Here is a 24,772-nt window from a genome sequence, read left to right on the forward strand (position 1 = left end):
CGAAAGGTAGACAGCGAGGATTACCGGGGCGCAGACAGCGTTTCTACGGGCACTCAATTCTTTTAAATTGGCGTCGTCTGGTGGAAAAAAGGGGCCATAAAGGCCCCTCTTTCTGAAACTCGCTAGAATTAGCGACGCAGACCCAGACGCTCGATCAGCGCGGTGTAGCGTGCAACATCTTTACGTTTCAGGTAGTCGAGCAGTTTACGACGCTGAGAAACCATGCGCAGCAGACCACGACGGCTGTGGTGATCTTTTTTGTGCTCTGCAAAGTGACCCTGCAGGTGGTTGATCTGTGCAGTCAGCAGTGCAACCTGAACTTCGGTAGAACCACTGTCGTTCGCGCCACGACCGAACTCAGAAACGATTTGTGCTTTAGCTTCAACGCTTAGAGACATTTTGAACTCCAAATTTAAAAGAAAGAAAGGGTGCCGATCTCTAATTCAGCAACCCCTGATATAACGCTTGCCAATTGTTAAACAATTAAGCAGGCGTTAAGCCGCGATATTCTACTCGCAGCGCTCTGTTATCGCAAGCCACACAATCTGGCTTACTCGGCGTATTCGACCACCAGACGGCGTGGTGCCACGCGGCCTTCATCGTCAATTTCGCCCATGCCAAGGAATTTACCCTCTTCGCCTTCCGTCACGCGTACCAGACCTTCCAGCGGGGCACCTGACGTCCGCACCGGGTTACCATTTTTAAAGTAAACCGATGAGGTTAAAGGGATATTGACTATCGGGTAGTCTGAAGCCGGGCTGTCCATCGGCATTAATAGCGGGTCGAGCAGTTCCGCTGCTGGAACGCCCTGCTGCTCGGCCTGTTCGACCAATGCCTGCAGCTGTTCCAGCGTAACCATACGGTCGACTGGGTATTTGCTGACCGCCAGACGACGCAGGAAAATCACGTGTGCGCCGCAGCCGAGTTTTTCACCCAGATCGTCGATAATGGTTCGAATATAGGTGCCTTTTGAGCAGTGAATCTCCAGCTCCAGTTCGTTGCCTTCGTGGCGAATAAACAGCAGCTCATAGACGGTAATCGGACGCGCTTCGCGCGGTACGTCAATGCCCTGACGAGCATATTCGTACAGCTTCTTGCCCTGATACTTCAGCGCCGAATACATGGATGGCACCTGTTGAGTGTCTCCACGGAAGCTCTCCAGCGCTTCAGCCAGCTGCGCATCGCTGAAGGTCACTGGGCGTTCTTCCACAATTTGTCCGTCAGCATCCGAGGTATCGGTGCGCTGGCCCAGGCGGGCAATCACACGATAACGCTTGTCGGAGTCCAGCAGATACTGGGAAAACTTGGTGGCTTCACCGAGGCAAATTGGCAGCATGCCGGTAGCCAGCGGGTCCAGCGCACCGGTATGCCCGGCACGGTTGGCGTTATAAATACGCTTTACCTTCTGCAGCACATCGTTGCTGGACGCACCCTGCGGTTTATCCAGCAACAATACGCCGTGAATATCACGGCCGCGACGACGAGGACGACTCATCAGTCCTCCTTGCTGTCGTCCGCTGGGTTCACACGACGTTCGTCGTCATGCTTCACCACGCTGGTCACCAGGTTGGACATACGCATACCTTCAACCAGTGAGTTGTCGTAGAAGAAGGTCAGTTCCGGCACGATACGCAGGCGCATCGCTTTCCCGAGCAGGGAGCGGATAAAACCAGAGGCTTCCTGCAGCGCTTTGATGCCGGATTTAATCGCCGCTTCATCTTTGTCGTTCAGGAAGGTCACAAACACTTTGGCATAGGCCAGGTCACGGGACATTTCCACACCAGAAACGGTGGTCATCATGCCCAGACGAGGATCTTTAATTTCGCGCTGCAGGATGATTGCGATCTCTTTTTGCATCTCCTGGGCCACGCGCTGCGGGCGACCAAATTCTTTCGCCATAATAAATTCTCCAGACAAAAAAGGGGCTATCAGCCCCTTTTGAAATAATTGCCGGGTTGCACGAGGCGATCCCGGCCTACAATCGACAATCTTAACGAAGGTTAGGCGATGGTACGTTGGATTTCGATGATTTCGAACACTTCGATCATATCGCCAACGCGAACGTCGTTGTAGTTCTTAACGCCGATACCACATTCCATGCCGTTACGGACTTCGTTAACGTCATCTTTGAAGCGGCGCAGGGATTCCAGCTCGCCTTCATAGATAACCACGTTGTCGCGCAGAACGCGGATTGGGTTGTGACGCTTGATGGTACCTTCGGTAACCATACAGCCCGCGATCGCACCGAATTTCGGTGATTTGAACACGTCACGAACTTCAGCCAGACCAATGATCTGCTGTTTCAGTTCTGGAGACAGCATGCCGCTCATTGCCGCTTTCACTTCGTCGATCAGGTTATAGATGACGGAGTAGTAGCGCAGATCCAGGCTTTCTGACTCGATAACTTTACGAGCAGAGGCATCAGCACGTACGTTGAAGCCAACCAGGATAGCGTTGGATGCTGCAGCCAGGGTTGCGTCGGTTTCGGTGATACCACCTACGCCAGAACCGATGATCTTCACTTTCACTTCGTCGGTAGACAGTTTCAGCAAGGAGTCGGAGATCGCTTCCACAGAACCCTGTACGTCGGCCTTCAGTACGATGTTCACTTCGTGAACTTCGCCTTCGGTCATGTTGGCGAACATGTTCTCGAGTTTAGATTTCTGCTGACGAGCCAGTTTAACTTCACGGAATTTACCCTGACGGTACAGAGCAACTTCACGCGCTTTCTTCTCGTCACGAACGACTGTCACTTCGTCACCGGCAGCCGGAACACCGGACAGACCCAGGATTTCCACTGGAATGGATGGACCCGCTTCCAGCACTTCCTGACCCAGTTCGTTACGCATCGCACGAACGCGACCGTATTCGAAGCCACACAGTACGATATCGCCCTTATTCAGGGTACCTTCACGAACCAGGACGGTAGCAACTGGGCCACGACCTTTATCCAGGAAGGATTCGATTACCGCGCCGCTCGCCATACCTTTACGAACCGCTTTCAGCTCCAGAACTTCAGCCTGCAGCAGGATAGCGTTCAGCAGGTCGTCGATACCGGTACCCGCTTTTGCAGATACAGGAATGAACTGCGATTCGCCGCCCCACTCTTCCGGCATAACGCCGTACTGAGACAGTTCGTTCTTAACGCGATCCATATCGGCTTCTGGCTTATCGATTTTGTTCACAGCAACAACCAGAGGCACCTGCGCCGCTTTCGCGTGCTGGATTGCTTCGATGGTCTGCGGCATCACGCCGTCGTCTGCTGCAACAACCAGAACAACGATATCCGTTGCCTGAGCACCACGAGCACGCATAGAGGTAAACGCTGCGTGGCCTGGGGTATCCAGGAAGGTGATCATCCCGTTTTCAGTTTCAACGTGATATGCACCGATGTGCTGAGTAATGCCGCCCGCTTCGCCAGAGGCCACTTTCGTAGAACGAATGTAGTCCAGCAGAGAGGTTTTACCGTGGTCAACGTGACCCATGATGGTCACAACCGGTGCGCGCGGTTCAGCCGCAGCACCTGTATCACGGTCGCTCATTACCGCTTCTTCCAGCTCGTTTTCACGACGCAGGATAACTTTGTGGCCCATCTCTTCGGCAACCAGCTGTGCGGTTTCCTGGTCGATGACCTGGTTGATGGTGGCCATTGCGCCCAGCTTCATCATCGCTTTGATGACCTGAGAGCCTTTCACCGCCATCTTGTTAGCCAGATCGCCAACGGTGATGGTTTCGCCAATCACAACGTCACGGTTAACGGCCTGAACCGGCTTCTGGAAGCCCTGTTGCAGTGCGGAACCTTTACGCTTGCCGCCTTTACCACCGCGACCAGCAGCACGTGCTTCTTCGCGATCGGCTTTAGATTCAGCGTGTTTGTTGCCTTTCTTCTGAGGACGAGCTGCTTTCGCCGCAGTGCGGGTACGGCCACGACCACCTTCAACTTCGCGGTCATTTTCGTCTTCAGCCTGTCGGGCGTGCTGAGAGGTAGTGACGTGATAATCGCTCGCATCTTCAATCGGTTCAGCGGTATTCACACCATTCTTCTCGTTTTCTTCTGCCATACGGCGAGCTTCTTCCGCTACGCGGCGCGCTTCTTCTTCAAGCTTGCGACGTGCTTCTTCTTCCGCTTTGCGCTTCAGCTCGGCAGCTTCATTTTCACGGCGGGCTTTTTCGGCCTGGGCAGTTTTGGTCATATCGTCGGTCTGTTGATTGCTCACTTTGTCTTTTTCCGCAGCTTCACGTTTCGCTTTATCAGCGGCTTCACGATTAGCTTTTTCTGCGGCCTCACGTTCAGCTTTTTGTTGCGCCTCGCGTTTAGCTGCTTCTTCAGCTTCACGACGGGCTTGCTCTTCCGCTTCACGCTGCGCCTGCTCTTCCGCGGCCAGGCGTTCAGCCTCTTGCGGATCGCGTTTCACAAAGGTGCGTGTCTTGCGGACTTCGATTTGTACCGATTTGCTTTTTCCACCGGTACCTGGAATGTTGAGAGTACTGCGCGTTTTGCGCTGCAAAGTCAACTTATCTGGGGCGGAACCATTTTCACGGTTCAGATGCGCCAGTAAGGTTTGCTTCTCTTGCGCGGACACAGAATCATCAGCACCTTTCGGGATGCCCGCATCAGCAAATTGCTGTACCAGGCGATCCACGGAGGTCTGTATTTCTGCAGCCAGCGTTTTTACGGTTACATCTGTCATACTGTTCCTTCCTGCTACAGTTTATTACGCTTCGTCACCGAACCAGCAGATATTACGGGCAGCCATAATCAGCTCACCGGCTTTCTCGTCGGTTAAGCCTTCGATATCCACCAGATCATCAATGCCTTGTTCGGCGAGATCTTCCAGCGTACAAACACCACGGGCAGCCAGTTTGAAGGCCATCTCACGATCTAATCCTTCCAGATTCAGCAGATCGTCAGCCGGTTTATTATCACCGAGGCTCTCTTCCTGGGCCAGTGCCAGAGTGGTCAGTGCGTTTTTAGCACGCTCGCGCAGTGCTTCAACGGTGTCTTCATCCAGGCCATCAATGGCCAGCAGTTCTTTCATTGGCACATAGGCCAGTTCTTCCAGCGTGGAGAAGCCCTCTTCAACCAGCACGGTAGCGAAATCTTCATCAATATCGAGATATTTAGTGAAGGTATCGATAGCCGCGTGTGCTTCAGCCTGGTGCTTCGCCTGCAGGTCATCAACGGTCATGACGTTGAGTTCCCAGCCGCTCAGTTGAGAAGCCAGACGGACGTTCTGACCGTTACGGCCAATCGCCTGCGCCAGGTTGCCCGCTTCAACCGCGATATCCATGGTGTGTTTGTCTTCGTCAACCACAATGGATGCCACGTCGGCCGGAGCCATCGCGTTGATCACGAACTGCGCCGGGTTGTCGTCCCACAGCACGATATCGATACGTTCGCCGCCCAGCTCGGTAGAGACCGCCTGAACACGCGCGCCGCGCATACCAACGCAAGCACCGACTGGGTCGATACGTTTGTCATTGGTCTTCACAGCGATTTTGGCACGAGAGCCCGGGTCGCGAGCAGCGGCTTTGATTTCGATAACTTCTTCACCGATTTCTGGCACTTCAATGCGGAACAGTTCGATCAGCATTTCTGGCTTAGAACGGGTGACGAAGAGCTGCGCGCCGCGCGCTTCCGGACGTACGGAATACAGAACGCCACGAATACGGTCGCCTGGACGGAAGTTTTCACGCGGCAGCATGTCTTCACGCAGGATAACCGCTTCAGCGTTGCTACCAAGATCCAGGGAGATGTTGTCGCGGTTCACTTTCTTCACCACGCCGGTGATGATCTCACCTTCATGCTCACGGAACTGGTCAACAACCATTGCGCGTTCAGCTTCACGTACTTTCTGTACGATTACCTGTTTTGCCGTCTGGGTCGTGATACGGTCGAAGGTGACAGATTCAATCTGATCTTCAACGTATTCGCCCACGTTCAGGCTTTCGTCTTCGAAGCGTGCCGCTTCGAGAGTAATTTCTTTAGTCGGCTGGGTCACTTCTTCGACAATGACCCAACGACGGAAGGTGTCGAAATCACCGCTACGACGGTCAATTTCAACGCGAACGTCGATCTCTTGTTCGTACTTTTTCTTCGTTGCTGTAGCCAGCGCACTTTCCAGCGCTTCAAAAATTTTCTCGCGTGGCAGTGATTTTTCGTTGGAAACGGCTTCAACAACGGCCAAAATTTCTTTGTTCATCGCGGGCTTTTCACCTCAATCCAGACTGTTAAAAGTGGGGAACCAGGTTCGCCTTCTGGATGTTACTCAGCGCGAACACTTCATCTTTACCGTCGACTGTCACGGTGATCATCTCACCGTCTACCGCTTTAATAATGCCCTGCCATTTACGACGGTTCTGAACCGCCATACGCAGGACCAGCGCAACCTCTTCACCCATGAAACGCACATAGTGTTCAGCAGTGAACATAGGACGGTCGAGGCCCGGAGAGGAAACTTCCAGGTTGTAAGCCACAGTAATAGGATCTTCAACGTCCATCACTGCGCTTACCTGGTGGCTCACATCAGCACAATCATCAACATTGATGCCATCTTCACTATCAATATAGATGCGCAGTGTCGATGTGCGACCGCGAATAAATTCGATGCCGACCAGTTCGTAGCCTAAGGCTTCAACCGGCGCTGTAATCATCTCTGTTAATTTTTGCTCTAATGTGGACAAACCCACCCCCAAGACATAAAAAAAGGGCCTAAAGCCCAGTTATTCTGTAGTCAGATAACAAAAAACCCCGATAAATCGGGGCTTTAGATAACTGAACCCTATAGCCGCAACTGCGGCCTGGAGAACCTTCCGAAAGAATTTTTTTCAAATCCAGCTACGAAGGCCTAAGTCTTCACAGTATATTTGAAAATGAACTCTAAGGGAAAGTGGTTGCGGGGGCCGGATTTGAACCGACGACCTTCGGGTTATGAGCCCGACGAGCTACCAGGCTGCTCCACCCCGCGCCTGAAACGTGGCAAATTTTACTCGTTTTGAGCAAAAAATGCAAATAATGCTGGGATTTGGTACCGAGGACGGGACGTAAAATCGACCTACAGTATAGTGACCTCGATCACAGCTTGTCAACCTCACATTCTATGCAGAAGAAATGCGTAAGCCGTCGCGGTATGGTGATGCTGGTTATCAGCGCTGACGGCGCGGATTTTTTGAATAAAAATGCATGAATCCCTTCCGATGCCAGTCAAAACATGATTAAATGAAAACTCATTTATTTTGCATAAAAATTCACTGACAGCGTAAGCAATTTATCCTTCAGTCAATCAAGCAGGGTTTTACTTTATGACGACGATTCTCAAGCATCTTCCAGCAGGTCAACGTATTGGTATCGCCTTCTCTGGCGGTCTTGACACCAGCGCAGCGCTGCTGTGGATGCGACAAAAAGGAGCTGTCCCTTATGCATATACTGCAAATCTGGGCCAGCCTGACGAAGAAGATTATGATGCGATCCCTCGTCGTGCTATGGAATATGGCGCAGAGAACGCTCGCCTGATCGACTGCCGTAAACAACTGGTTGCTGAAGGTATCGCTGCAATTCAGTGTGGTGCCTTCCATAACACCACCGGCGGTCTGACCTACTTCAACACCACCCCGCTGGGCCGTGCCGTGACCGGTACTATGCTGGTTGCCGCCATGAAAGAAGATGGCGTTAATATCTGGGGTGACGGCAGTACTTATAAAGGTAACGATATCGAACGTTTCTATCGTTACGGCCTGCTGACCAACGCCGAGCTGCAAATCTACAAGCCGTGGCTCGATACCGACTTTATCGACGAGCTTGGCGGCCGTCATGAAATGTCTGAATTCATGATTGCCTGCGGCTTTGACTACAAGATGTCCGTTGAGAAAGCCTACTCCACCGACTCCAACATGCTGGGCGCCACTCACGAAGCGAAAGACCTTGAGTTCCTGAACTCCAGCGTGAAGATTGTTAACCCGATCATGGGCGTGAAGTTCTGGGACGAGAACGTGAAGATCCCAGCGGAAGAGGTGACCGTACGCTTTGAGCAAGGCCACCCGGTAGCGCTGAACGGTAAAACCTTCAGCGACGACGTTGAGATGATGCTGGAAGCGAACCGCATCGGTGGCCGTCACGGTCTGGGCATGAGCGACCAGATTGAAAACCGTATCATCGAAGCGAAGAGCCGTGGCATCTACGAAGCCCCGGGGATGGCACTGTTGCACATTGCCTACGAGCGTCTGCTGACCGGTATCCACAACGAAGATACTATTGAGCAGTATCACTCTCATGGCCGTCAGTTAGGCAAACTGCTGTATCAGGGCCGCTGGTTCGATTCTCAGGCGCTGATGTTGCGTGACGGCCTGCAGCGTTGGGTCGCCAGCCAGATTACCGGTGAAGTGACGCTGGAACTGCGTCGCGGCAATGACTATTCCATCCTGAATACCGTGTCCGACAACCTGACCTATAAGGCTGAGCGTCTGACTATGGAGAAAGGCGAGTCCGTGTTCTCGCCAGACGATCGTATTGGCCAACTGACCATGCGTAACCTCGACATCACCGATACCCGCGAGAAGCTGTTCGGCTACGCGAAAGCGGGTCTGCTGACCGCTTCTTCTGCCACCGGTCTACCGCAGGTTGAGAATCTGGAAAACAAAGGCAAATAAGTCTGCGTTGATAATGTAAAAGGCCGCTTATGCGGCCTTTTTTGCGTCTGGGGATTCTTCGGGCTCGGAGAGATCCCGGCGTCACTTCGTTCGGCCGGGCTAGCGGAATAATGCATACTGTAGGGAAGTTGCACTACCTGCGCCGCCATTCTCCTGGGGTCAGGCCATAGTGCTTTTTGAAGGTTTTTGAGAACGATGCCAGCGACTGGAACCCGCAGCGTTCGGCAATGACATCGAGCCGGGCCTGTCGGTCCTGGTGCAGCAATCGAGCGGCCATCGCCATACGCAACTGGGTAAGCCAAGCCTGTGGCGTCAGGTGGTAAGCGCGGGCAAAGTGACGAGCAAAGGTCGCTCGTGATAAAAAGGCGCGTGTTGCCATACTTTCCATCGTCCAGGGCTGTTCCGGCGTTGCCAGAACGGCCAGCACTGCGGGCATCAATCGTTCATCGCGCATCAGGCGCAGTAAACCGCCCGGCGGTTCCTCTGCTCCCAACAGCGTTCGTAGCAGCAAAACCAACAGCGTATCACCCAGGCTCCGCACAATCGCGCTGCCGCCGGGATGCTCGGCCAGGCTTTCGCGCACCAGAACGTTGAGCAGAATCTCCAACTCCGGGCAATCTTCTCGTTCATCAGTATGAAGATGAATAAGCTCCGACTCTTCGGCAAACAGCCAGCTAACGTGCGGGCCAAAATAGAACTCACCGCACAGCATCTCCAGCGCATCGCTCTCGTTGCCGGTACGCATTTCTGTCAGCGTGCCGTTAAAGCGGTGAGCCACCGGCAGAACCTGCCCCCACTCCACCAGGCTCTCCATGAGATGCGGCGAGCCGTGGGGCAACAGGATGACATCTCCCGCGCGCATATGCCGGGTTTGATTCCCCACGGTAAGACGCCCTTCCCCACGTAACACAAAATGCCAGGGCACGATGCCAGCACGCATCTGGTCGTGCCCCGCCTGCCAGCGCCCACCGAAGCGACAGTGAAGGTTCACTTCGCAGCGCGGAGCCAGCAGCGTCAAAAGATGGCTAAGGCTATCCATAACACTCCTGAGACGATAAGACAAAAAGATGAGACGAAGAGCGCCAGTCTAGCACGGTCAACTCCTCTAATATGACGTCATTGCCACTACAAACCCTCTAGTAACAGGAGTATGTCATGAGCCGTTTAGCTGAAATTCGTGAACAAGATGCAACAGGTAAAGCCGCAGAGATCTTTGGCGGGATTAAAAAAGCGATGGGAAAAGTGCCGAATGCCTACCTGACCATCGGCGGGCATTCACCGGAGTCGCTGCAACAGGCGCTAGCGCACAACGCCATGCTGCATAAGGGGAGCCTGAACGCGAAGGAACTGGAAACCATCAACCTGGCGGTGAGCGAAGCTACCGGCTGCGATTACTGCCTGGCGGCCCACAGCATGATGGCGAAAAAAGCCGGCTTCAGCAGTGAACAGATTCGCGAACTGCGCCGTGCAGAGTATGCCGAAGATGCCCACCTCGACGCACTGGCGAAATTCTCGCAAACGCTGGTAACCACAACGGGTACCCTGCCAGAAGCCGATGTTGCCGCTCTGCGCGATGCCGGGTTCAGCGACCGTCAGGTGATCGAAGCCATCAGCGCCATCAGCGCTATTCTGTTTACCAACATGGTGAACCGAGTGAACGACACCGTGGTTGATTTCCCAAAGGCTGACTAAGCCGAAGCATGCCGGATAACGACGTTGCCTTATCCGGCCTACGAAACCACGGTGGTTTTCTACAGACGAAAAAAAAGACGCTTTTCAGCGTCTTTCTTTCGGAATATTGGTACTGAGGATGGGACTCGAACCCACAAGCCCGTTAGGGCACTACCACCTCAAGGTAGCGTGTCTACCAATTCCACCACCTCAGCACGGATACTACTATTAATGCGGGATATCGCTGGTCGGCTGTGCCGGTGCCGCTGGCTGAGTAGTTTGCTCAGTCTTAGGCGCAGTCAGATTTTCCCACTCGCTTCCTTTATTGGTCTTGTTACTGTTGATGTTGCCCAGTACCAGACTGATAATGAAGAACAGCGTCGCAAACACAGCGGTCATGCGGGTCATGAAATTACCAGAACCACTAGAACCAAACAGCGTAGCGGAAGCGCCTGCTCCAAAGGAGGCTCCCATATCAGCGCCTTTACCTTGCTGCAGCATAACGAGGACCACAAGGCCAATCGCTACAATAAGGAAAACAACTAAAAGAGCTTCGTACATAATCAACCTGTTCCTTGCGGGGACACCGCGTACCAAGTGCTTCTACCAATAAAGCGGGATGTTTATGTTTCCCACTGAAGCGGGTGTGAATACTAACCAAAGCGAATGACCTTCGCAAGGGCAATTTCGACACATTGTATCAACTGCGGAAAAAAACAGCAAAACAACGCATAATCAGCAATAAAAAGGCGGCAAGCGCCACCTTTTTAATCACTTACATCACGGTTATACCGCTTTTACCGCATCAGCAATGCGGTGAGCGAACGCGGTGACCTGCGCTTCTTCTTCACCTTCAACCATGACGCGAATCAGCGGCTCGGTACCGGATTTACGCAACAGCACGCGGCCACGGTTACCCAGCGCCGCTTCCACTTCCGCAGCCGTCGCTTTCACGACCTCATTTTCCAGCGGGTTGGATTTACCGTCGGTGTAGCGTACGTTAACCAACACCTGTGGGAACATCTTCATGCCGCTGCACAGATCGTGCAGGCTCATGTGGTTGCGCACCATCGCCGCAACGACCTGCAGGCCAGCCACGATGCCGTCACCGGTGGTGGTTTTGTCCAGCAGGATAACGTGACCAGAGTTTTCCGCCCCGATGCGCCAGCCTTTCTCCTGCATTTTTTCCAGCACGTAGCGGTCGCCCACTTTCGCGCGGGTGAATGGAATACCCAGCTGTTTCAGCGCCACTTCCAGCCCCATGTTGCTCATCAGCGTACCTACCGCGCCACCGCGCAGTTGGCCCTGGCGCAGCGCTTCACGCGCGATGATGTACATGATCTGATCGCCATCGACTTTGTTACCTTCGTGGTCAACCATGATGACGCGGTCACCGTCGCCGTCCAGCGCGATCCCCAGATCGGCTTTTTCCGCCAGCACGCGCGCCTGCAGCGCACGCACATCAGTAGCGCCCACTTCTTCGTTGATGTTCACACCGTTTGGCTCACAGCCAATAGCAATCACGTTCGCGCCCAGCTCACGCAGTACGTTCGGCGCAATGTGGTAGGTGGCGCCGTTCGCACAGTCAACGACGATTTTCAGGTGGTTGAGGCTCAGTTCATTCGGGAAGGTCCCTTTGCAGAACTCGATGTAGCGGCCCGCAGCATCAACGATTCGGCTAGCTTTACCCAGCTCGGCGGAGTCCACACAGGTGATCTCTTTTTCCATTTCAGCTTCAATCGCTTCTTCCACTTCATCCGGCAGTTTGGTGCCGTCGATGGAGAAGAACTTGATGCCGTTGTCATAGAACGGGTTATGCGATGCAGAGATAACGATGCCAGCTTCCGCGCGGAAGGTACGGGTCAGATAAGCAACCGCAGGGGTTGGCATTGGGCCGGTGAAGGAGGCAGATAAGCCCGCCGCTGCCAGACCCGCTTCCAGAGCAGACTCCAGCATATAGCCAGAGATGCGGGTATCTTTACCGATAATGATTTTACGCGAGCCGTGGCTTGCCAGCACTTTACCCGCCGCCCAACCGAGCTTCAGGACAAAATCAGGAGTGATTGGCGCATCGCCTACACGGCCACGGATCCCATCGGTACCAAAATACTTGCGATTACTCATAACGTTTTTTTCCCTTCGCAGACAGCGTGGCTTCGACCACACGCATCGCCTCAACAGTTTCTTTGACATCGTGGACGCGAACGATATGCGCGCCCTGCATAGCTGCAATCACCGCACACGCCAGGCTGCCGCTAAGGCGTTCTGATGGCCCCACGTTCAGCAGTTGGCCAATCATCGATTTCCGCGACATACCGACGAACAGCGGCAGACCGAAATGATGGAATTCTGACAGGCGAGCGAGTAATGCGTAATTGTGAGAGAGATTTTTACCGAAACCGAACCCCGGGTCGAGCAGCAATTTATCTTTTCCGATACCCGCATTTTCACAACGTGCGATCTGCTCCACAAAGTACTGGTTCACCTCCGCAAAGACATCGTCATATTTCGGCGCTTCTTGCATGGTTTTCGGATTGCCCTGCATGTGCATCAGCGACACCGGCAGCCCGGTTTCCGCCGCGGCTTCCAGGGCGCCCGGTTCGCTGAGCGAGCGGATATCGTTGATGATATGCGCTCCCGCACGAGCAGATTCGCGGATCACTTCTGGCTTAGAGGTATCCACCGAAATCCACACTTCGAAGCGCTGGGCGATCGCCTCGACCACCGGGATTACGCGCGCCAGCTCTTCTTCCACGCTGACATCCAGCGCACCAGGGCGGGTTGACTCGCCACCGACATCGATGATCGTCGCGCCGGCGTTAATCATCAGGTTCGCATGTTTCACCGCCTCAACCAGCGTATTGTGCGTGCCGCCGTCGGAGAACGAATCCGGCGTAACGTTGAGGATCCCCATCACGTGTGGATGGGAAAGATCCAGGATGGAGCCCTGGGCGGTGAGTTTCATAGCGAATCCTTCTGAGTTCTTATTGGTGGCATAAAAAAACCCTGGAGCAAGCCCCAGGGTTTCAGGTGAAGCACAGTCATCAACGATGGGATAACTTATTTGTCGCCCAGCTGCTCTGACATGGTGCCAGAGTCCGGAGCACGCGGTTCATCAACCGGACGTGGCGCACTTGGTTTACCCGTGTTGCCAGAGTTGTTGGATGAACCTGGTTCTTCCCAGCCTGCTGGCGGACGCACGTCGCGGCGAGCCATCAGGTCGTCAATCTGCGGTGCATCGATGGTCTCATATTTCATGAGCGCATCTTTCATTGCATGCAGAATATCCATGTTGTCGTTCAGGAGCTGGCGAGCTCGAGCGTAGTTACGTTCGATAAGCGCTTTCACTTCCTGGTCGATGATACGCGCGGTTTCATCAGACATGTGTTTCGCTTTGGCGACAGAGCGCCCCAGGAATACTTCGCCCTCTTCTTCCGCGTACAGCAGCGGACCGAGTTTATCGGAGAAGCCCCACTGGGTGACCATGTTACGTGCCAGGTTAGTCGCGACTTTAATGTCGTTCGACGCACCGGTAGAAACATGTTCTACGCCATAAATAATTTCTTCTGCCAGACGACCGCCGTACAGGGTGGAGATCTGACTTTCCAGTTTCTGACGGCTGGCGCTGATAGCGTCGCCTTCAGGCAGGAAGAAGGTCACACCCAGCGCGCGACCGCGTGGGATAATCGTCACTTTGTGCACCGGATCGTGTTCCGGTACCAGGCGACCGATAATCGCGTGGCCTGCTTCGTGGTAAGCGGTGGATTCTTTCTGCGCTTCCGTCATCACCATGGAGCGACGTTCCGCACCCATCATGATTTTGTCTTTCGCTTTTTCGAACTCAACCATCGATACCACGCGCTTGTTGCCGCGCGCTGCAAACAGTGCCGCTTCGTTCACCAGGTTCGCCAGATCTGCACCGGAGAAACCAGGAGTACCACGAGCAATGATTGCTGCATCAATATCAGGTGCCAGCGGCACGCGACGCATATGCACTTTCAGAATCTGTTCACGACCGCGAACGTCCGGCAAACCAACCACAACCTGACGGTCGAAACGGCCTGGACGCAGCAGCGCTGGGTCAAGTACGTCTGGACGGTTAGTTGCCGCGATAACGATGATACCTTCGTTACCTTCGAAGCCATCCATCTCAACCAGCATCTGGTTCAGCGTCTGCTCACGTTCATCGTGACCACCGCCCAGACCTGCGCCACGCTGGCGGCCTACGGCGTCGATTTCATCGATGAAGATGATGCACGGTGCCGCTTTCTTAGCCTGTTCGAACATGTCGCGCACACGAGATGCACCAACACCCACGAACATTTCTACGAAGTCAGAACCGGAAATGGTGAAGAACGGTACTTTCGCTTCGCCAGCAATCGCTTTTGCCAGCAACGTTTTACCGGTACCCGGAGGGCCAACCATCAGCACACCTTTCGGGATTTTACCGCCCAGCTTCTGGAAACGGCTCGGTTCACGCAGGTACTCAACCAGCTCACCCACCTCTTCTTTCGCTTCGTCGCAGCCTGCAACGTCGGCAAAGGTGGTTTTAATCTGGTCTTCCGTCAGCATGCGCGCCTTGCTCTTACCGAACGACATGGCACCTTTGCCACCGCCGCCCTGCATTTGGCGCATGAAGAAGATCCAGACGCCGATCAGCAGCAGCATCGGGAACCAGGAAATGAAGATAGAAGCCAGCAGGCTTGGTTCTTCAGGCGGCTCACCAACCACTTTGACGTTTTTCGTCAGCAGGTTGTCAAGCAGCTTCGGATCGTTAACCGGGATGTAAGTCGTGTAACGGTTACTATCTTTCTTGGTAACGTTGATCTCACGTCCGTTGATACGCGCTTCGCGAACCTGGTCGTTATTGACCTCTTGCAGGAAGGTAGAATAATCCACCTTATGGCCGTTCGATTCGCTGGGCCCAAAGCTCTGGAATACTGACATCAGCACAACGGCAATGACCAGCCAGAGTATTAGGTTTTTCGCCATGTCACTCAAGGGATTAACCTCATATTACAACTGTGTTAAAAACAGCGTCAGGATACTCTATATCCAGTTTCTTTCAAACTTTCGTTTGAAAAACCACCGTCTATCACTTTCGCCCGGTCGCTACAATGTACACTTCACGTGAACGCGCACGAGAAGAGTCCGGCTTACGAACTTTAACCTTCGTAAACAGGGAGCGAATTTCCCTTAGGTACTCATCGAAGCCTTCGCCCTGGAACACTTTCACTACAAAATTTCCGCCCGGCGCTAACACATCACGAGCCATTTCAAGCGCCAGTTCCACCAGATACATGGCCCGGGGGATGTCAACCGCCGGCGTTCCGCTCATGTTTGGTGCCATATCTGACATGACAACTTGTACTTTACTGTCACCCACGCGTTCCAGTAATGCCTTCATCACGAGTTCATCACGAAAATCGCCCTGAAGGAAGTCCACACCGACGATTGGATCCATAGGTAGAAGATCGCAAGCGATGATGCGGCCTTTGCCACCAATCTGCGTGACCACGTACTGTGACCAGCCTCCTGGTGCAGCACCGAGGTCGACTACCGTCATCCCCGGTTTAAAAAGTTTGTCACTTTGCTGTATTTCATCAAGTTTAAACCAGGCACGGGAACGTAACCCCTTTTTCTGTGCCTCTTGAACATATTTATCGCTAAAGTGTTCCTGAAGCCAGCGGCTTGAACTGGCAGAACGCTTTTTACCTGTCATTTAACATTCCCATCGGGGCAGTTCATCGTAGCCTTTCGGCGTAAATTTCTACGCATCGTTTGGCGATATATGGGAGATGGCGGTAGAATGACCCGTTTTCAATCCCAACGTAAGCAAAAATATACGATGAATCTGAGTACTAAACAAAAACAGCACCTGAAAGGTCTCGCACATTCGCTCAAGCCTGTAGTTATGCTTGGCAACAATGGTTTGACCGAAGGGGTACTGGCCGAGATTGAACTAGCGTTAGAGCACCATGAACTTATCAAGGTGAAAGTCGCCTCGGAAGACAGAGAGACCAAAACTTTGATTGTGGACGCTATCGTTCGCGAAACCGGCGCCTGTAATGTACAGGTCATCGGTAAAATACTGGTGCTTTATCGCCCTGGTAAAGAACGCAAAATCTCGTTGCCACGTTAAGAATATCCTAATTTCTGACACAACATTGTGTTAAATGAGGGATTTTCTATACGAGGGCTAGCAACATGCCACGCTCTTATGCTTGATAAAAGGCCGCTATGCGGCCTTTTTCTTATCTTTACACTCGTTCAACAATTCAGTGTTGAACCGATCTTACAGATAATCCACGTGGATGATTTCGAATTCAACTTCACCACCCGGGGTACGGATAGTTACCACGTCATCCTGCTCTTTGCCAATCAACCCACGGGCGATCGGTGAGTTAACGGAGATCAGGTTCTGTTTGAAATCAGCTTCGTCGTCGCCCACGATGCGGTAAGTCTGCTCTTCATCGTTATCCAGGTTCAGCACCTTCACGGTGGCACCGAAGATCACGCGACCATTGTTCGGGATCTTGGTGATGTCGATAACCTGCGCGTTAGACAGTTTCGCTTCGATATCTTTGATACGACCTTCGCAGAAGCCCTGCTGCTCACGAGCAGCGTGATACTCTGCGTTCTCTTTCAGGTCGCCGTGCTCGCGCGCTTCAGCGATAGACGCAATGATTTCAGGGCGGCGAACTGACTTCAGAAAGTCCAGCTCTTCACGCAGTTTTTCTGCACCACGAAGGGTCATCGGAATAGCTTGCATTGTTATACCTCTTAAACATTCCTGTAGGGAGCGGTTCGCCCCGCTCCGGCTGCTAAGCCCGCCTGGGTCGCTATCAACACCAGGCCAGAAGCAAAAGAAAACCGACCCGGGTACGAAGCCCCAGGTCAGCAGCAATTTTTAGTTTGATACGTATTTTACCCCGAAGTTCACTACGGGTCATCGTTTACTTTACAGGGCGTTGCGCCGTAGTATGACGGCTTGTTTCCAGGTTGTTAGCGCGAGAATATGCGATTTCCTAGATTTATCATCGGATTGACTACCAGTATAGCGTTTAGCGTTCAGGCCGCGAATGTTGATGAATATATTAATCAACTTCCCGACGGGGCCAACCTCGCGCTTCTGGTACAGAAAGTGGGCGCACCCGCGCCGCTGATTGATTATCACGGCCAGCAGATGGCGCTGCCGGCCAGTACTCAAAAGGTACTTACCGCGCTGGCAGCCCTACTTCAGCTTGGCCCGGATTTCCGCTTTACCACCACGCTTGAGAGTAAAGGCAGCGTGGATAACGGTACATTAAAAGGCGACTTAATTGCACGATTTGGCGGCGATCCTACGCTAAAACGCCAGGATATTCGCAATATGGTCACCACCTTGAAAAAGTCGGGCGTACAGAATATTGACGGTAACGTGCTGATCGATACCTCCATCTTCGCCAGCCACGATAAAGCCCCAGGCTGGCCGTGGAACGATATGACCCAGTGCTTTAGCGCACCGCCAGCAGCCGCCATTATCGACCGCAACTGCTTCTCGATTTCACTTTATAGCGCCCAGAAAGCTAACGATCTGGCGTTTATTCGCATTGCCTCTTACTACCCGGTAACTATGTTCAGCCAGGTACGTACGCTGGCCAAAGGCTCGCCGGAAGCACAGTACTGCGAGCTGGACGTCGTACCTGGCGATCTGAACCGCTATACGCTCACCGGCTGCCTGCCACAACGCGCTGACCCGCTGCCGCTGGCGTTCGCCATTCAGGATGGCGCCAGCTACGCCGGGGCGATTATCAAAGACGAGTTGAAGCAGGCCGGGATCACCTATACCGGCACCCTACTGCGCCAGACGCTGGTAAACGAACCGGGGACGGTCATCGCCAGCAAGCAATCGGCACCGCTGCACGACTTGCTGAAAATCATGCTGAAAAAATCAGACAATATGATTGCTGATACCGTATTCCGCATGATCGGCCATTCACGCTTCGGTGTACCGGGTACCTGGCGCGCGGGTTCCGACGCAGTTCGTCAGATTCTGCGTCAGCAGGCCGGCGTGGATTTAGGCAACACGATTATCGCTGACGGCTCCGGCCTGTCGCGCCATAACCTGCTGGCGCCAGCGACCATGATGCAGGCGCTGCAGTATATCGCCCAGCATGATAACGAGCTGGACTTCATCTCAATGTTACCGCTTGCCGGACACGATGGTTCACTACAGTACCGTGCGGGTCTGCATCAGGCAGGCGTGGATGGGAAGGTTTCGGCGAAAACCGGTTCACTGCAGGGCGTATACAACCTGGCGGGCTTTATCACTACCGCTAGCGGGCAACGCATGGCGTTTGTGCAGTATCTGTCAGGGTACGCAGTTCCGCCGGCGGATCAGCGTAATCGACGCATTCCGCTGGTACGCTTTGAGAGCCGGTTGTACAAGGATATTTATCAGAACAACTGATAAAGAAAGGGCCGCAGACGCGGCCCTTTTTATTTGGTTTTGGTAGCCCGAACGAAGTGACGCCGGGCTACAGAGGACGTTGAATTAACGTTTGTAGATGAACTCAACGCCTTCTTCGTCGTCTTCATCCCAATCGTCATCCCACTCTTCGTCTTCAGCTTCTGCGGCGACTTCGTCCAGTTGCTGGCGATGGTAGTCATCCCACATGAACTCGACTTTCTCTGGCTGTTTCGCTTCTTCAGCCTGAGCAATTGGGTTCTCGATGATGAAGTTCATCACGTCCCAGCACAGGTCTTTCACGCCAACCTGGCTTGCTGCGGAGATCAGGTAGTACTTATCTTCCCAACCCATCGCTTCGGCAATCGCTTTGGCTTTAGTTTCAGCTTCCGCTTTATCCATGGTGTCGATCTTGTTGAAGAGCAGCCAACGTGGCTTATTCGCCAGCTTCTCGCTGTATTTCTCAAGCTCACCAATGATGATTTTCGCGTTTTCAGCCGGATCGGAGCCATCGATCGGATCGATATCAATGATGTGCAGCAATACGCGGCAGCGCTCAAGGTGCTTCAGGAAGCGGATACCGAGGCCAGCGCCTTCGGATGCGCCTTCAATCAGACCAGGGATGTCGGCGACCACGAAGCTCTTCTCGTTATCGACACGCACCACACCAAGGCTTGGCACCAGGGTGGTAAACGGATAGTCAGCCACTTTTGGCTTCGCCGCAGACACAGCGCGGATAAAGGTGGATTTACCGGCGTTCGGCATGCCCAGCATACCCACGTCCGCCAGCAGCATCAGTTCGAGCTGCAGGTCACGCTTATCGCCCGGCGTACCCATGGTCTTTTGACGTGGCGTACGGTTAACGGACGATTTAAAACGGGTGTTACCCAGGCCGTGCCAGCCGCCTTTAGCAACCATCAGACGCTGACCATGCTTGGTCATATCGCCCATGGTTTCGCCGGTGCCCTGATCGATAACGCGGGTACCCACCGGCACCTTGATGGTGACGTCTTTACCACGTTTACCGGTACAGTCGCGGCTTGCGCCGTTTTGACCGCGTTCAGCGCGGAAAGATTTTTCGAAACGGTAGTCAATCAGGGTGTTCAGGTTCTCGTCGGCTTCCATCCAGACGTCACCGCCGTCACCGCCGTCACCGCCGTCAGGACCACCACGAGGAATATATTTTTCACGGCGGAAGCTTACGCAACCATTACCGCCATCACCTGCTACGACCAGGATCGTTGCTTCATCAACAAACTTCATTTTACTCTCCGTAAATCATTCGCCTGCGCGGGGTAACGGAACAACCGCTTCACGCTTACGCCACCGCCCCCAAAGACGATGACCAATGGCGGAATACATCGCGCCCGCAACCACGACAAACGCACCGAGGTAACCAATAAGGTTCAACATCGGTCTGGCGAAGAAATCGGGCCAGGCCATTGATAATAAATCTGAAAATAACAGGGTAAACAGAGGAGTCAGCGTGATTAACGCGCTCACCTGTGCCGCCTGCCAGCGCGCCATGGCTTCCGCCAGCGCCCCATAACCGACCAGTGTGTTCAGACCACAGAAGATCAGACAGGCTAGCTGCCAGTCGCTCAGTTGTCCGATAACTTCAGGCTTAGCTAATGGCAGCAGTGCAATCGTACATAAAGTGTACAATAAAAAGAGGATCTGCTGTGAAGCCAGACGCCGCAATAACACCTTTTGTGCGACACCGTAGCTCACCCAGACCATCGCCGCGCTAACCCCAAAAATGACACCCCAGGTGTAATCGGTCAGGCGGGTAAAAATTTCAATCAGGCTGGTGTTAAAGAACATCACCAGCCCGCAGATAAGCATGATTGCGCCGACTATCTGCGTACCGCGCATCTTCTCTTTAAGAATAAAGACGCTGGCGACCATCATCCCAACGGGCGAAAGTTGGCCGATAACCTGAGATGCCGTCGGACTCACATACTGCAGCGATGAGCTAAACAGGACGAAGTTACCGAACAGCCCGCCGGTAGCGATAAGCAGCAGTACAAGCCAGCGTGGGTCGCGAAACAGCCGTAAAGAGGGCAGCTTGCGCTTCCAGGACAAAATGAGGCCCAGGCCACAGCTTGCCATTAGAAAGCGGTAGAAGACGATAGTGGGTGGCTCCATGACCTCCAGAACCTGCTTCATGGCAATCGGAAGTGCGCCCCAGCATACTGCTGTGGTGAGCGCCAATAGAATGCCAATGCCCGCCTGCTGCTTCATACCGGATTCCCTGCCCTGAAACGGTGGTACAACCCATCATTTTTCTGGCGTCGAATGTAAAAAGCCCCGCAACACGTTGCGGGGCTTTCATCCGTTACCGGGACGCGAAAAACTTATTCAGCAACGATGCTGATATAACGACGGTTTTTCGGGCCTTTCACTTCGAATTTCACTTTACCGTCTGCTTTAGCAAACAGAGTGTGGTCTTTGCCGCAGCCTACGTTAGAGCCAGCGTGGAACTGAGTACCACGTTGACGAACGATGATGCTACCAGCCAGAACGGATTCGCCGCCAAAGCGTTTTACGCCAAGACGTTTAGCTTCTGAGTCGCGACCGTTACGAGTCGAGCCACCAGCCTTTTTATGTGCCATTTAATCTGCTCCCCTTAACTTAAGCGCTGATGCCAGTAATTTTCACATCAGTGAACCACTGACGATGGCCCTGCTGCTTACGGTAGTGTTTACGACGACGAAACTTAACGATTTTAACTTTCTCGCCACGACCATGAGCAACAACTTCAGCTTTGATAACGCCGCCATCAACGAAAGGAACGCCGATTTTGACTTCTTCACCGTTTGCGATCATCAGAACTTCAGCGAATTCAACAGATTCGCCAGTTGCGATGTCCAGCTTTTCCAGGCGAACGGTCTGACCTTCGCTAACTCGGTGTTGTTTACCACCACTTTGGAAAACCGCGTACATATAAACTCCGCTTCCGCGCACAACTTTATGTGATTCAGAGTGCGCTATAAATATTCACAATAGGGCGCGAATATTACGCAAAACGCGAGCCTTTGACAAGTGCTAGCATCAATACATGCAGAAAAAAAATACAACCTGCACAGTAACGTTTATCTGAGGCGTTTTTTCAGTACAATCGTATCTACAACGCTAACGTAAAACCTTCGTTATCCCATATGGATAAGTGGTAAACAGGACATTAAGCCCGGCTTTTGCGATGAATCTACAACAAATCAACGAGTTAACCGCGCAGGATATGGCGGGTGTCAATGCGACGATTCTCGAGCAGCTCAACTCGGACGTCCAATTGATCAATCAGCTTGGCTATTACATCGTCAGCGGCGGCGGGAAACGGATTCGTCCGATGATCGCCGTATTGGCCGCCCGTGCCGTTGGCTATCAGGGAAATGCCCACGTCACTATCGCTGCGCTGATCGAATTTATTCATACCGCAACGCTGCTGCACGACGACGTTGTCGATGAGTCCGATATGCGTCGCGGTAAGGCGACGGCAAACGCGGCTTTTGGCAACGCGGCCAGCGTGCTGGTTGGCGATTTTATCTATACGCGCGCCTTCCAGATGATGACCAGCCTCGGTTCGCTGAAGGTGCTGGAGGTCATGTCTGAAGCGGTAAACGTCATTGCCGAAGGCGAAGTCCTTCAACTGATGAACGTTAACGACCCGGACATTACCGAAGAGAACTACATGCGCGTCATTTACAGCAAAACGGCGCGTCTGTTCGAAGCGGCGGCGCAGTGTTCAGGTCTGCTTGCCGACTGTACGCCAGAGCAGGAGAAAGGTCTGCAGGACTATGGCCGCTACCTCGGCACCGCTTTCCAGCTGATTGACGATCTGCTCGACTATAGCGCCGATGGTGAAACGCTGGGTAAAAACGTGGGCGATGACCTCAACGAGGGCAAACCGACGCTGCCGCTGCTGCACGCTATGCGTAATGGCACTCCGGAGCAGGCTCTGCTGATTCGTGGTGCTATTGAGCAGGGCAACGGTCGCCATCTGCTTGAGCCAGTGCTGGAGGCGATGGCCGCCTGTGGTTCACTGGAGTGGACGCGTCAGCGCGCCGAGGAAGAAGCTGACAAAGCGATTGCTTCCCTGGTATCCCTGCCGGATACGCCGTGGCGCGATGCGCTTATCGGGCTTGCCCATATCGCCGTTCAGCGCGATCGCTAATCCCCGGTTCGCTTCTCCGCGATAACGCTGAAAAAGTTCCTGAAAGCGCCGAAAGGCGCTTTTTTTTGCCAAAAATTTGATGTTTTCCTAATTTAATTAAACTTACTAGAACTCTTTATGAACTTACCGAAAAGAGCGATACAGTATATTCCGCACTCAACGTAACGAGTTAATGACCGTTTTCAGGGAGGAAGTATGGAGAAGTTTAGCGACTGGCATCCCGCCGACATTATCGCGGGGTTACGTAAAAAAGGCACATCAATGGCAGCAGAATCACGCAAGAACGGGCTAAGCTCATCCACCTTAGCCAACGTGCTTTCGCGTCCGTGGCCGAAAGGCGAGATGATCATTGCCAAAGTTCTGGAAACGGACCCATGGATTATTTGGCCATCGCGCTATCACGATCCAGTCACCCATGTGTTTATCGACAGAACGCAGTCTATTCGGCGCAGTAAGCAGGAAAATGAGTGAGATATTAGGTGAGAAGCGCCCAGCAGGATCTGCGGGCGCTTAAATAGGCGTTGCGATTACTCGCCTTTGATACGTTCGATATTAGCACCTAAAGCGCGCAGCTTATCTTCAATGCGCTCGTAACCGCGATCGATGTGATAGATACGGTCAACGATTGTGGTGCCCTGGGCGATACAGCCCGCCAGCACGAGGCTTGCAGAGGCGCGCAGGTCAGTTGCCATCACCTGAGCCCCGGAGAGCTGCTCAACGCCGTGGCAAATCGCGGTGTTGCTTTCGATTTCTGCACGTGCACCCATACGGATAAGTTCTGGAATGTGCATGAAGCGGTTTTCGAAGACCGTTTCAGTGATCACGCCAGTGCCTTCCGCAACCATGTTCAGCAGGGTGAACTGGGCCTGCATGTCAGTTGGGAATGCCGGATGTGGCGCGGTACGCACGTTCACCGCTTTAGGGCGCTTACCGTGCATGTCCAGGCTTATCCAATCTTCACCGACTTCAACGTCGGCGCCGGCTTCACGCAGCTTAGCCAGAACGGCATCCAGAGTATCCGGCTGCGCGTTGCGGCAGACAATTTTCCCGCCAGAGATCGCCGCTGCCACCAGGAAGGTGCCGGTTTCGATACGATCGGGCAGAACGCGGTAGACACCGCCACCCAGACGCTTCACGCCTTCGATGGTGATGCGGTCGGTACCCTGACCCGTTACCTTCGCACCCATGGCGTTGAGGAAGTTCGCCGTATCGACGATTTCCGGCTCACGAGCGGCGTTTTCGATGATGGTGGTGCCTTCCGCCAGCGTCGCGGCGGACATGATGGTAACGGTCGCGCCAACGCTGACCATATCCATCACAATATGCGCGCCTTTCAGACGACCGTTAACGCTTGCTTTGACGTAGCCTTCTTCCAGCTTAATTTCTGCGCCCAGTTGCTCGAGACCAGAGATATGCAGGTCGACCGGACGCGCACCGATGGTGCAGCCACCCGGCAGAGAAACCTGGCCCTGGCCAAAACGCGCCACCAGCGGCCCCAGCGCCCAAATAGAAGCACGCATGGTTTTCACCAGGTCGTATGGCGCACAGAAGACGTTTACCGAGCCCGCGTCAATCCACACCGAGCCGTTACGCTCAACTTTTGCACCCAGCTGAGTCAACAGCTTCATGGACGTATCAACGTCTTTCAGCTTCGGTACGTTCTGGATCTCTACCGGGTCTTCTGCCAGCAAAGCGGCAAAAAGAATCGGCAGGGCAGCATTTTTAGCACCGCTAATGGTGACCTCGCCCTGAAGGCGGGTTGGCCCCTGCACACGAAATTTATCCATCAAATCTAATCTCTGTTAAGTATTCACGTTCGCCACCGGAAAAGT

The 24,772-nt window shown here is 53.5% G+C and carries 24 protein-coding genes and 2 tRNA genes; 6 read left to right on the forward strand and 20 right to left on the reverse strand.

Annotated elements, in window-relative coordinates; genetic code table 11:
- Positions 1–128: 128 nt before the first annotated feature.
- The 7 genes from rpsO to ACLGE8_RS08985 form a co-directional block, all read right to left on the reverse strand.
- Positions 129–398, reverse strand: coding sequence for a 30S ribosomal protein S15 (gene rpsO / locus ACLGE8_RS08955; protein WP_035891092.1), 270 nt, complete (start codon positions 396–398; stop codon positions 129–131).
- 152 nt (positions 399–550) lie between these two features.
- The gene (gene truB / locus ACLGE8_RS08960; protein WP_410998024.1) at positions 551–1,495 is read right to left on the reverse strand and encodes a tRNA pseudouridine(55) synthase TruB; all 945 of its coding nucleotides are present in this window, start codon (positions 1,493–1,495) and stop codon (positions 551–553) included.
- Positions 1,495–1,899, reverse strand: a complete 405-nt coding sequence (gene rbfA / locus ACLGE8_RS08965; RefSeq protein ID WP_185667820.1) for a 30S ribosome-binding factor RbfA — start codon at positions 1,897–1,899, stop codon at positions 1,495–1,497. The genes truB and rbfA overlap by 1 nt, the downstream gene beginning before the upstream one ends.
- A gap of 101 nt (positions 1,900–2,000) precedes the next feature.
- Positions 2,001–4,691 carry a translation initiation factor IF-2 gene (gene infB / locus ACLGE8_RS08970; RefSeq protein WP_220440891.1) on the reverse strand — a complete coding sequence of 897 codons (2,691 nt, stop codon included), beginning with the start codon at positions 4,689–4,691 and terminating at the stop codon, positions 2,001–2,003.
- Positions 4,692–4,715: 24 nt separating this feature from the next.
- On the reverse strand, positions 4,716–6,203 hold the full coding sequence (gene nusA, locus ACLGE8_RS08975) for a transcription termination factor NusA (protein ID WP_123651655.1): 1,488 nt from the start codon (positions 6,201–6,203) through the stop codon (positions 4,716–4,718).
- Between the two features lie 28 nt (positions 6,204–6,231).
- The gene (gene rimP / locus ACLGE8_RS08980; protein ID WP_333496249.1) at positions 6,232–6,684 is read right to left on the reverse strand and encodes a ribosome maturation factor RimP; all 453 of its coding nucleotides are present in this window, start codon (positions 6,682–6,684) and stop codon (positions 6,232–6,234) included.
- Between the two features lie 207 nt (positions 6,685–6,891).
- Positions 6,892–6,968: transfer RNA gene (locus ACLGE8_RS08985), tRNA-Met, on the reverse strand.
- Between the two features lie 334 nt (positions 6,969–7,302).
- Here ACLGE8_RS08985 and argG point away from each other — a divergent pair.
- On the forward strand, positions 7,303–8,646 hold the full coding sequence (argG, locus tag ACLGE8_RS08990; protein WP_035891104.1) for an argininosuccinate synthase: 1,344 nt from the start codon (positions 7,303–7,305) through the stop codon (positions 8,644–8,646).
- A gap of 133 nt (positions 8,647–8,779) precedes the next feature.
- On the opposite strand, the gene ACLGE8_RS08995 is transcribed toward argG, so the two are convergent.
- The gene (locus ACLGE8_RS08995) at positions 8,780–9,685 is read right to left on the reverse strand and encodes a cupin domain-containing protein (RefSeq protein ID WP_410998025.1); all 906 of its coding nucleotides are present in this window, start codon (positions 9,683–9,685) and stop codon (positions 8,780–8,782) included.
- Positions 9,686–9,801: 116 nt separating this feature from the next.
- On the opposite strand from ACLGE8_RS08995, the gene ACLGE8_RS09000 reads away from it, so the two are divergent.
- Positions 9,802–10,338 carry a carboxymuconolactone decarboxylase family protein gene (locus ACLGE8_RS09000; protein ID WP_333012199.1) on the forward strand — a complete coding sequence of 179 codons (537 nt, stop codon included), beginning with the start codon at positions 9,802–9,804 and terminating at the stop codon, positions 10,336–10,338.
- 107 nt (positions 10,339–10,445) lie between these two features.
- Here the strand turns inward: ACLGE8_RS09000 and ACLGE8_RS09005 are convergent.
- The 6 genes from ACLGE8_RS09005 to rlmE all read right to left on the reverse strand — a co-directional run bounded on the left by ACLGE8_RS09005 (position 10,446) and on the right by rlmE (position 16,039).
- Positions 10,446–10,532, reverse strand: a tRNA-Leu gene (locus ACLGE8_RS09005).
- A 13-nt stretch (positions 10,533–10,545) separates the two neighbouring features.
- Complete coding sequence (secG, locus tag ACLGE8_RS09010) at positions 10,546–10,878, reverse strand: preprotein translocase subunit SecG (RefSeq protein WP_333496253.1); 333 nt, start codon at positions 10,876–10,878, stop codon at positions 10,546–10,548.
- A 225-nt stretch (positions 10,879–11,103) separates the two neighbouring features.
- On the reverse strand, positions 11,104–12,441 hold the full coding sequence (glmM, locus tag ACLGE8_RS09015) for a phosphoglucosamine mutase (RefSeq protein WP_185667812.1): 1,338 nt from the start codon (positions 12,439–12,441) through the stop codon (positions 11,104–11,106).
- Positions 12,434–13,282: a dihydropteroate synthase gene (folP, locus tag ACLGE8_RS09020; protein ID WP_410998026.1), complete on the reverse strand. Its 849-nt coding sequence runs from the start codon at positions 13,280–13,282 to the stop codon at positions 12,434–12,436. Before folP ends, glmM begins: the two co-directional genes overlap by 8 nt.
- 95 nt (positions 13,283–13,377) lie before the next feature.
- Positions 13,378–15,309 carry an ATP-dependent zinc metalloprotease FtsH gene (gene ftsH, locus ACLGE8_RS09025; RefSeq protein ID WP_220440886.1) on the reverse strand — a complete coding sequence of 644 codons (1,932 nt, stop codon included), beginning with the start codon at positions 15,307–15,309 and terminating at the stop codon, positions 13,378–13,380.
- A 103-nt stretch (positions 15,310–15,412) separates the two neighbouring features.
- Positions 15,413–16,039, reverse strand: a complete 627-nt coding sequence (rlmE, locus tag ACLGE8_RS09030) for a 23S rRNA (uridine(2552)-2'-O)-methyltransferase RlmE (protein WP_035891117.1) — start codon at positions 16,037–16,039, stop codon at positions 15,413–15,415.
- Positions 16,040–16,165: 126 nt separating this feature from the next.
- On the opposite strand from rlmE, the gene yhbY reads away from it, so the two are divergent.
- The gene (gene yhbY, locus ACLGE8_RS09035; RefSeq protein WP_185667939.1) at positions 16,166–16,459 is read left to right on the forward strand and encodes a ribosome assembly RNA-binding protein YhbY; all 294 of its coding nucleotides are present in this window, start codon (positions 16,166–16,168) and stop codon (positions 16,457–16,459) included.
- 153 nt (positions 16,460–16,612) lie between these two features.
- Here the strand turns inward: yhbY and greA are convergent, their stop codons facing one another.
- The gene (gene greA, locus ACLGE8_RS09040) at positions 16,613–17,089 is read right to left on the reverse strand and encodes a transcription elongation factor GreA (RefSeq protein WP_035891119.1); all 477 of its coding nucleotides are present in this window, start codon (positions 17,087–17,089) and stop codon (positions 16,613–16,615) included.
- 246 nt (positions 17,090–17,335) lie between these two features.
- Here greA and dacB point away from each other — a divergent pair, with 246 nt between their 5' ends.
- Complete coding sequence (gene dacB / locus ACLGE8_RS09045; protein WP_410998027.1) at positions 17,336–18,769, forward strand: serine-type D-Ala-D-Ala carboxypeptidase; 1,434 nt, start codon at positions 17,336–17,338, stop codon at positions 18,767–18,769.
- 84 nt (positions 18,770–18,853) lie between these two features.
- On the opposite strand, the gene cgtA is transcribed toward dacB, so the two are convergent.
- From cgtA to rplU, 4 genes are all read right to left on the reverse strand, one after another.
- Entirely contained in the window at positions 18,854–20,029 is a 1,176-nt protein-coding gene (gene cgtA, locus ACLGE8_RS09050; RefSeq protein ID WP_410998028.1) for an Obg family GTPase CgtA, read from the reverse strand.
- A 15-nt stretch (positions 20,030–20,044) separates the two neighbouring features.
- Entirely contained in the window at positions 20,045–21,010 is a 966-nt protein-coding gene (locus ACLGE8_RS09055) for a DMT family transporter (protein ID WP_185667807.1), read from the reverse strand.
- Between the two features lie 113 nt (positions 21,011–21,123).
- Positions 21,124–21,381 carry a 50S ribosomal protein L27 gene (rpmA, locus tag ACLGE8_RS09060; RefSeq protein ID WP_035891128.1) on the reverse strand — a complete coding sequence of 86 codons (258 nt, stop codon included), beginning with the start codon at positions 21,379–21,381 and terminating at the stop codon, positions 21,124–21,126.
- Positions 21,382–21,400: 19 nt separating this feature from the next.
- Complete coding sequence (gene rplU / locus ACLGE8_RS09065) at positions 21,401–21,712, reverse strand: 50S ribosomal protein L21 (RefSeq protein ID WP_003025032.1); 312 nt, start codon at positions 21,710–21,712, stop codon at positions 21,401–21,403.
- Between the two features lie 256 nt (positions 21,713–21,968).
- Here rplU and ispB point away from each other — a divergent pair, with 256 nt between their 5' ends.
- Both ispB and sfsB read left to right on the forward strand, forming a co-directional pair.
- Positions 21,969–22,940, forward strand: coding sequence for an octaprenyl diphosphate synthase (ispB, locus tag ACLGE8_RS09070; protein ID WP_410998032.1), 972 nt, complete (start codon positions 21,969–21,971; stop codon positions 22,938–22,940).
- Positions 22,941–23,135: 195 nt separating this feature from the next.
- Complete coding sequence (gene sfsB / locus ACLGE8_RS09075) at positions 23,136–23,411, forward strand: DNA-binding transcriptional regulator SfsB (protein ID WP_185667805.1); 276 nt, start codon at positions 23,136–23,138, stop codon at positions 23,409–23,411.
- A gap of 56 nt (positions 23,412–23,467) precedes the next feature.
- On the opposite strand, the gene murA is transcribed toward sfsB, so the two are convergent.
- Positions 23,468–24,727, reverse strand: coding sequence for a UDP-N-acetylglucosamine 1-carboxyvinyltransferase (gene murA, locus ACLGE8_RS09080; protein WP_185667804.1), 1,260 nt, complete (start codon positions 24,725–24,727; stop codon positions 23,468–23,470).
- Positions 24,728–24,772: the final 45 nt, after the last annotated feature.

Source organism: Kluyvera sp. 142486, from assembly GCF_046569695.1.
Classification (GTDB): domain Bacteria; phylum Pseudomonadota; class Gammaproteobacteria; order Enterobacterales; family Enterobacteriaceae; genus Kluyvera.

Coding starts and splice junctions, on each gene's coding strand:
- rpsO (WP_035891092.1), bottom strand. CDS start 398: ATGTCTCTAAGCGTTGAAGCTAAAGCACAAATCGTTTCTGAGTTCGGT.
- truB (WP_410998024.1), bottom strand. CDS start 1,495: ATGAGTCGTCCTCGTCGTCGCGGCCGTGATATTCACGGCGTATTGTTG.
- rbfA (WP_185667820.1), bottom strand. CDS start 1,899: ATGGCGAAAGAATTTGGTCGCCCGCAGCGCGTGGCCCAGGAGATGCAA.
- infB (WP_220440891.1), bottom strand. CDS start 4,691: ATGACAGATGTAACCGTAAAAACGCTGGCTGCAGAAATACAGACCTCC.
- nusA (WP_123651655.1), bottom strand. CDS start 6,203: ATGAACAAAGAAATTTTGGCCGTTGTTGAAGCCGTTTCCAACGAAAAA.
- argG (WP_035891104.1), top strand. CDS start 7,303: ATGACGACGATTCTCAAGCATCTTCCAGCAGGTCAACGTATTGGTATC.
- ACLGE8_RS08995 (WP_410998025.1), bottom strand. CDS start 9,685: ATGGATAGCCTTAGCCATCTTTTGACGCTGCTGGCTCCGCGCTGCGAA.
- ACLGE8_RS09000 (WP_333012199.1), top strand. CDS start 9,802: ATGAGCCGTTTAGCTGAAATTCGTGAACAAGATGCAACAGGTAAAGCC.
- secG (WP_333496253.1), bottom strand. CDS start 10,878: ATGTACGAAGCTCTTTTAGTTGTTTTCCTTATTGTAGCGATTGGCCTT.
- glmM (WP_185667812.1), bottom strand. CDS start 12,441: ATGAGTAATCGCAAGTATTTTGGTACCGATGGGATCCGTGGCCGTGTA.
- folP (WP_410998026.1), bottom strand. CDS start 13,282: ATGAAACTCACCGCCCAGGGCTCCATCCTGGATCTTTCCCATCCACAC.
- ftsH (WP_220440886.1), bottom strand. CDS start 15,309: ATGGCGAAAAACCTAATACTCTGGCTGGTCATTGCCGTTGTGCTGATG.
- rlmE (WP_035891117.1), bottom strand. CDS start 16,039: ATGACAGGTAAAAAGCGTTCTGCCAGTTCAAGCCGCTGGCTTCAGGAA.
- yhbY (WP_185667939.1), top strand. CDS start 16,166: ATGAATCTGAGTACTAAACAAAAACAGCACCTGAAAGGTCTCGCACAT.
- greA (WP_035891119.1), bottom strand. CDS start 17,089: ATGCAAGCTATTCCGATGACCCTTCGTGGTGCAGAAAAACTGCGTGAA.
- dacB (WP_410998027.1), top strand. CDS start 17,336: ATGCGATTTCCTAGATTTATCATCGGATTGACTACCAGTATAGCGTTT.
- cgtA (WP_410998028.1), bottom strand. CDS start 20,029: ATGAAGTTTGTTGATGAAGCAACGATCCTGGTCGTAGCAGGTGATGGC.
- ACLGE8_RS09055 (WP_185667807.1), bottom strand. CDS start 21,010: ATGAAGCAGCAGGCGGGCATTGGCATTCTATTGGCGCTCACCACAGCA.
- rpmA (WP_035891128.1), bottom strand. CDS start 21,381: ATGGCACATAAAAAGGCTGGTGGCTCGACTCGTAACGGTCGCGACTCA.
- rplU (WP_003025032.1), bottom strand. CDS start 21,712: ATGTACGCGGTTTTCCAAAGTGGTGGTAAACAACACCGAGTTAGCGAA.
- ispB (WP_410998032.1), top strand. CDS start 21,969: ATGAATCTACAACAAATCAACGAGTTAACCGCGCAGGATATGGCGGGT.
- sfsB (WP_185667805.1), top strand. CDS start 23,136: ATGGAGAAGTTTAGCGACTGGCATCCCGCCGACATTATCGCGGGGTTA.
- murA (WP_185667804.1), bottom strand. CDS start 24,727: ATGGATAAATTTCGTGTGCAGGGGCCAACCCGCCTTCAGGGCGAGGTC.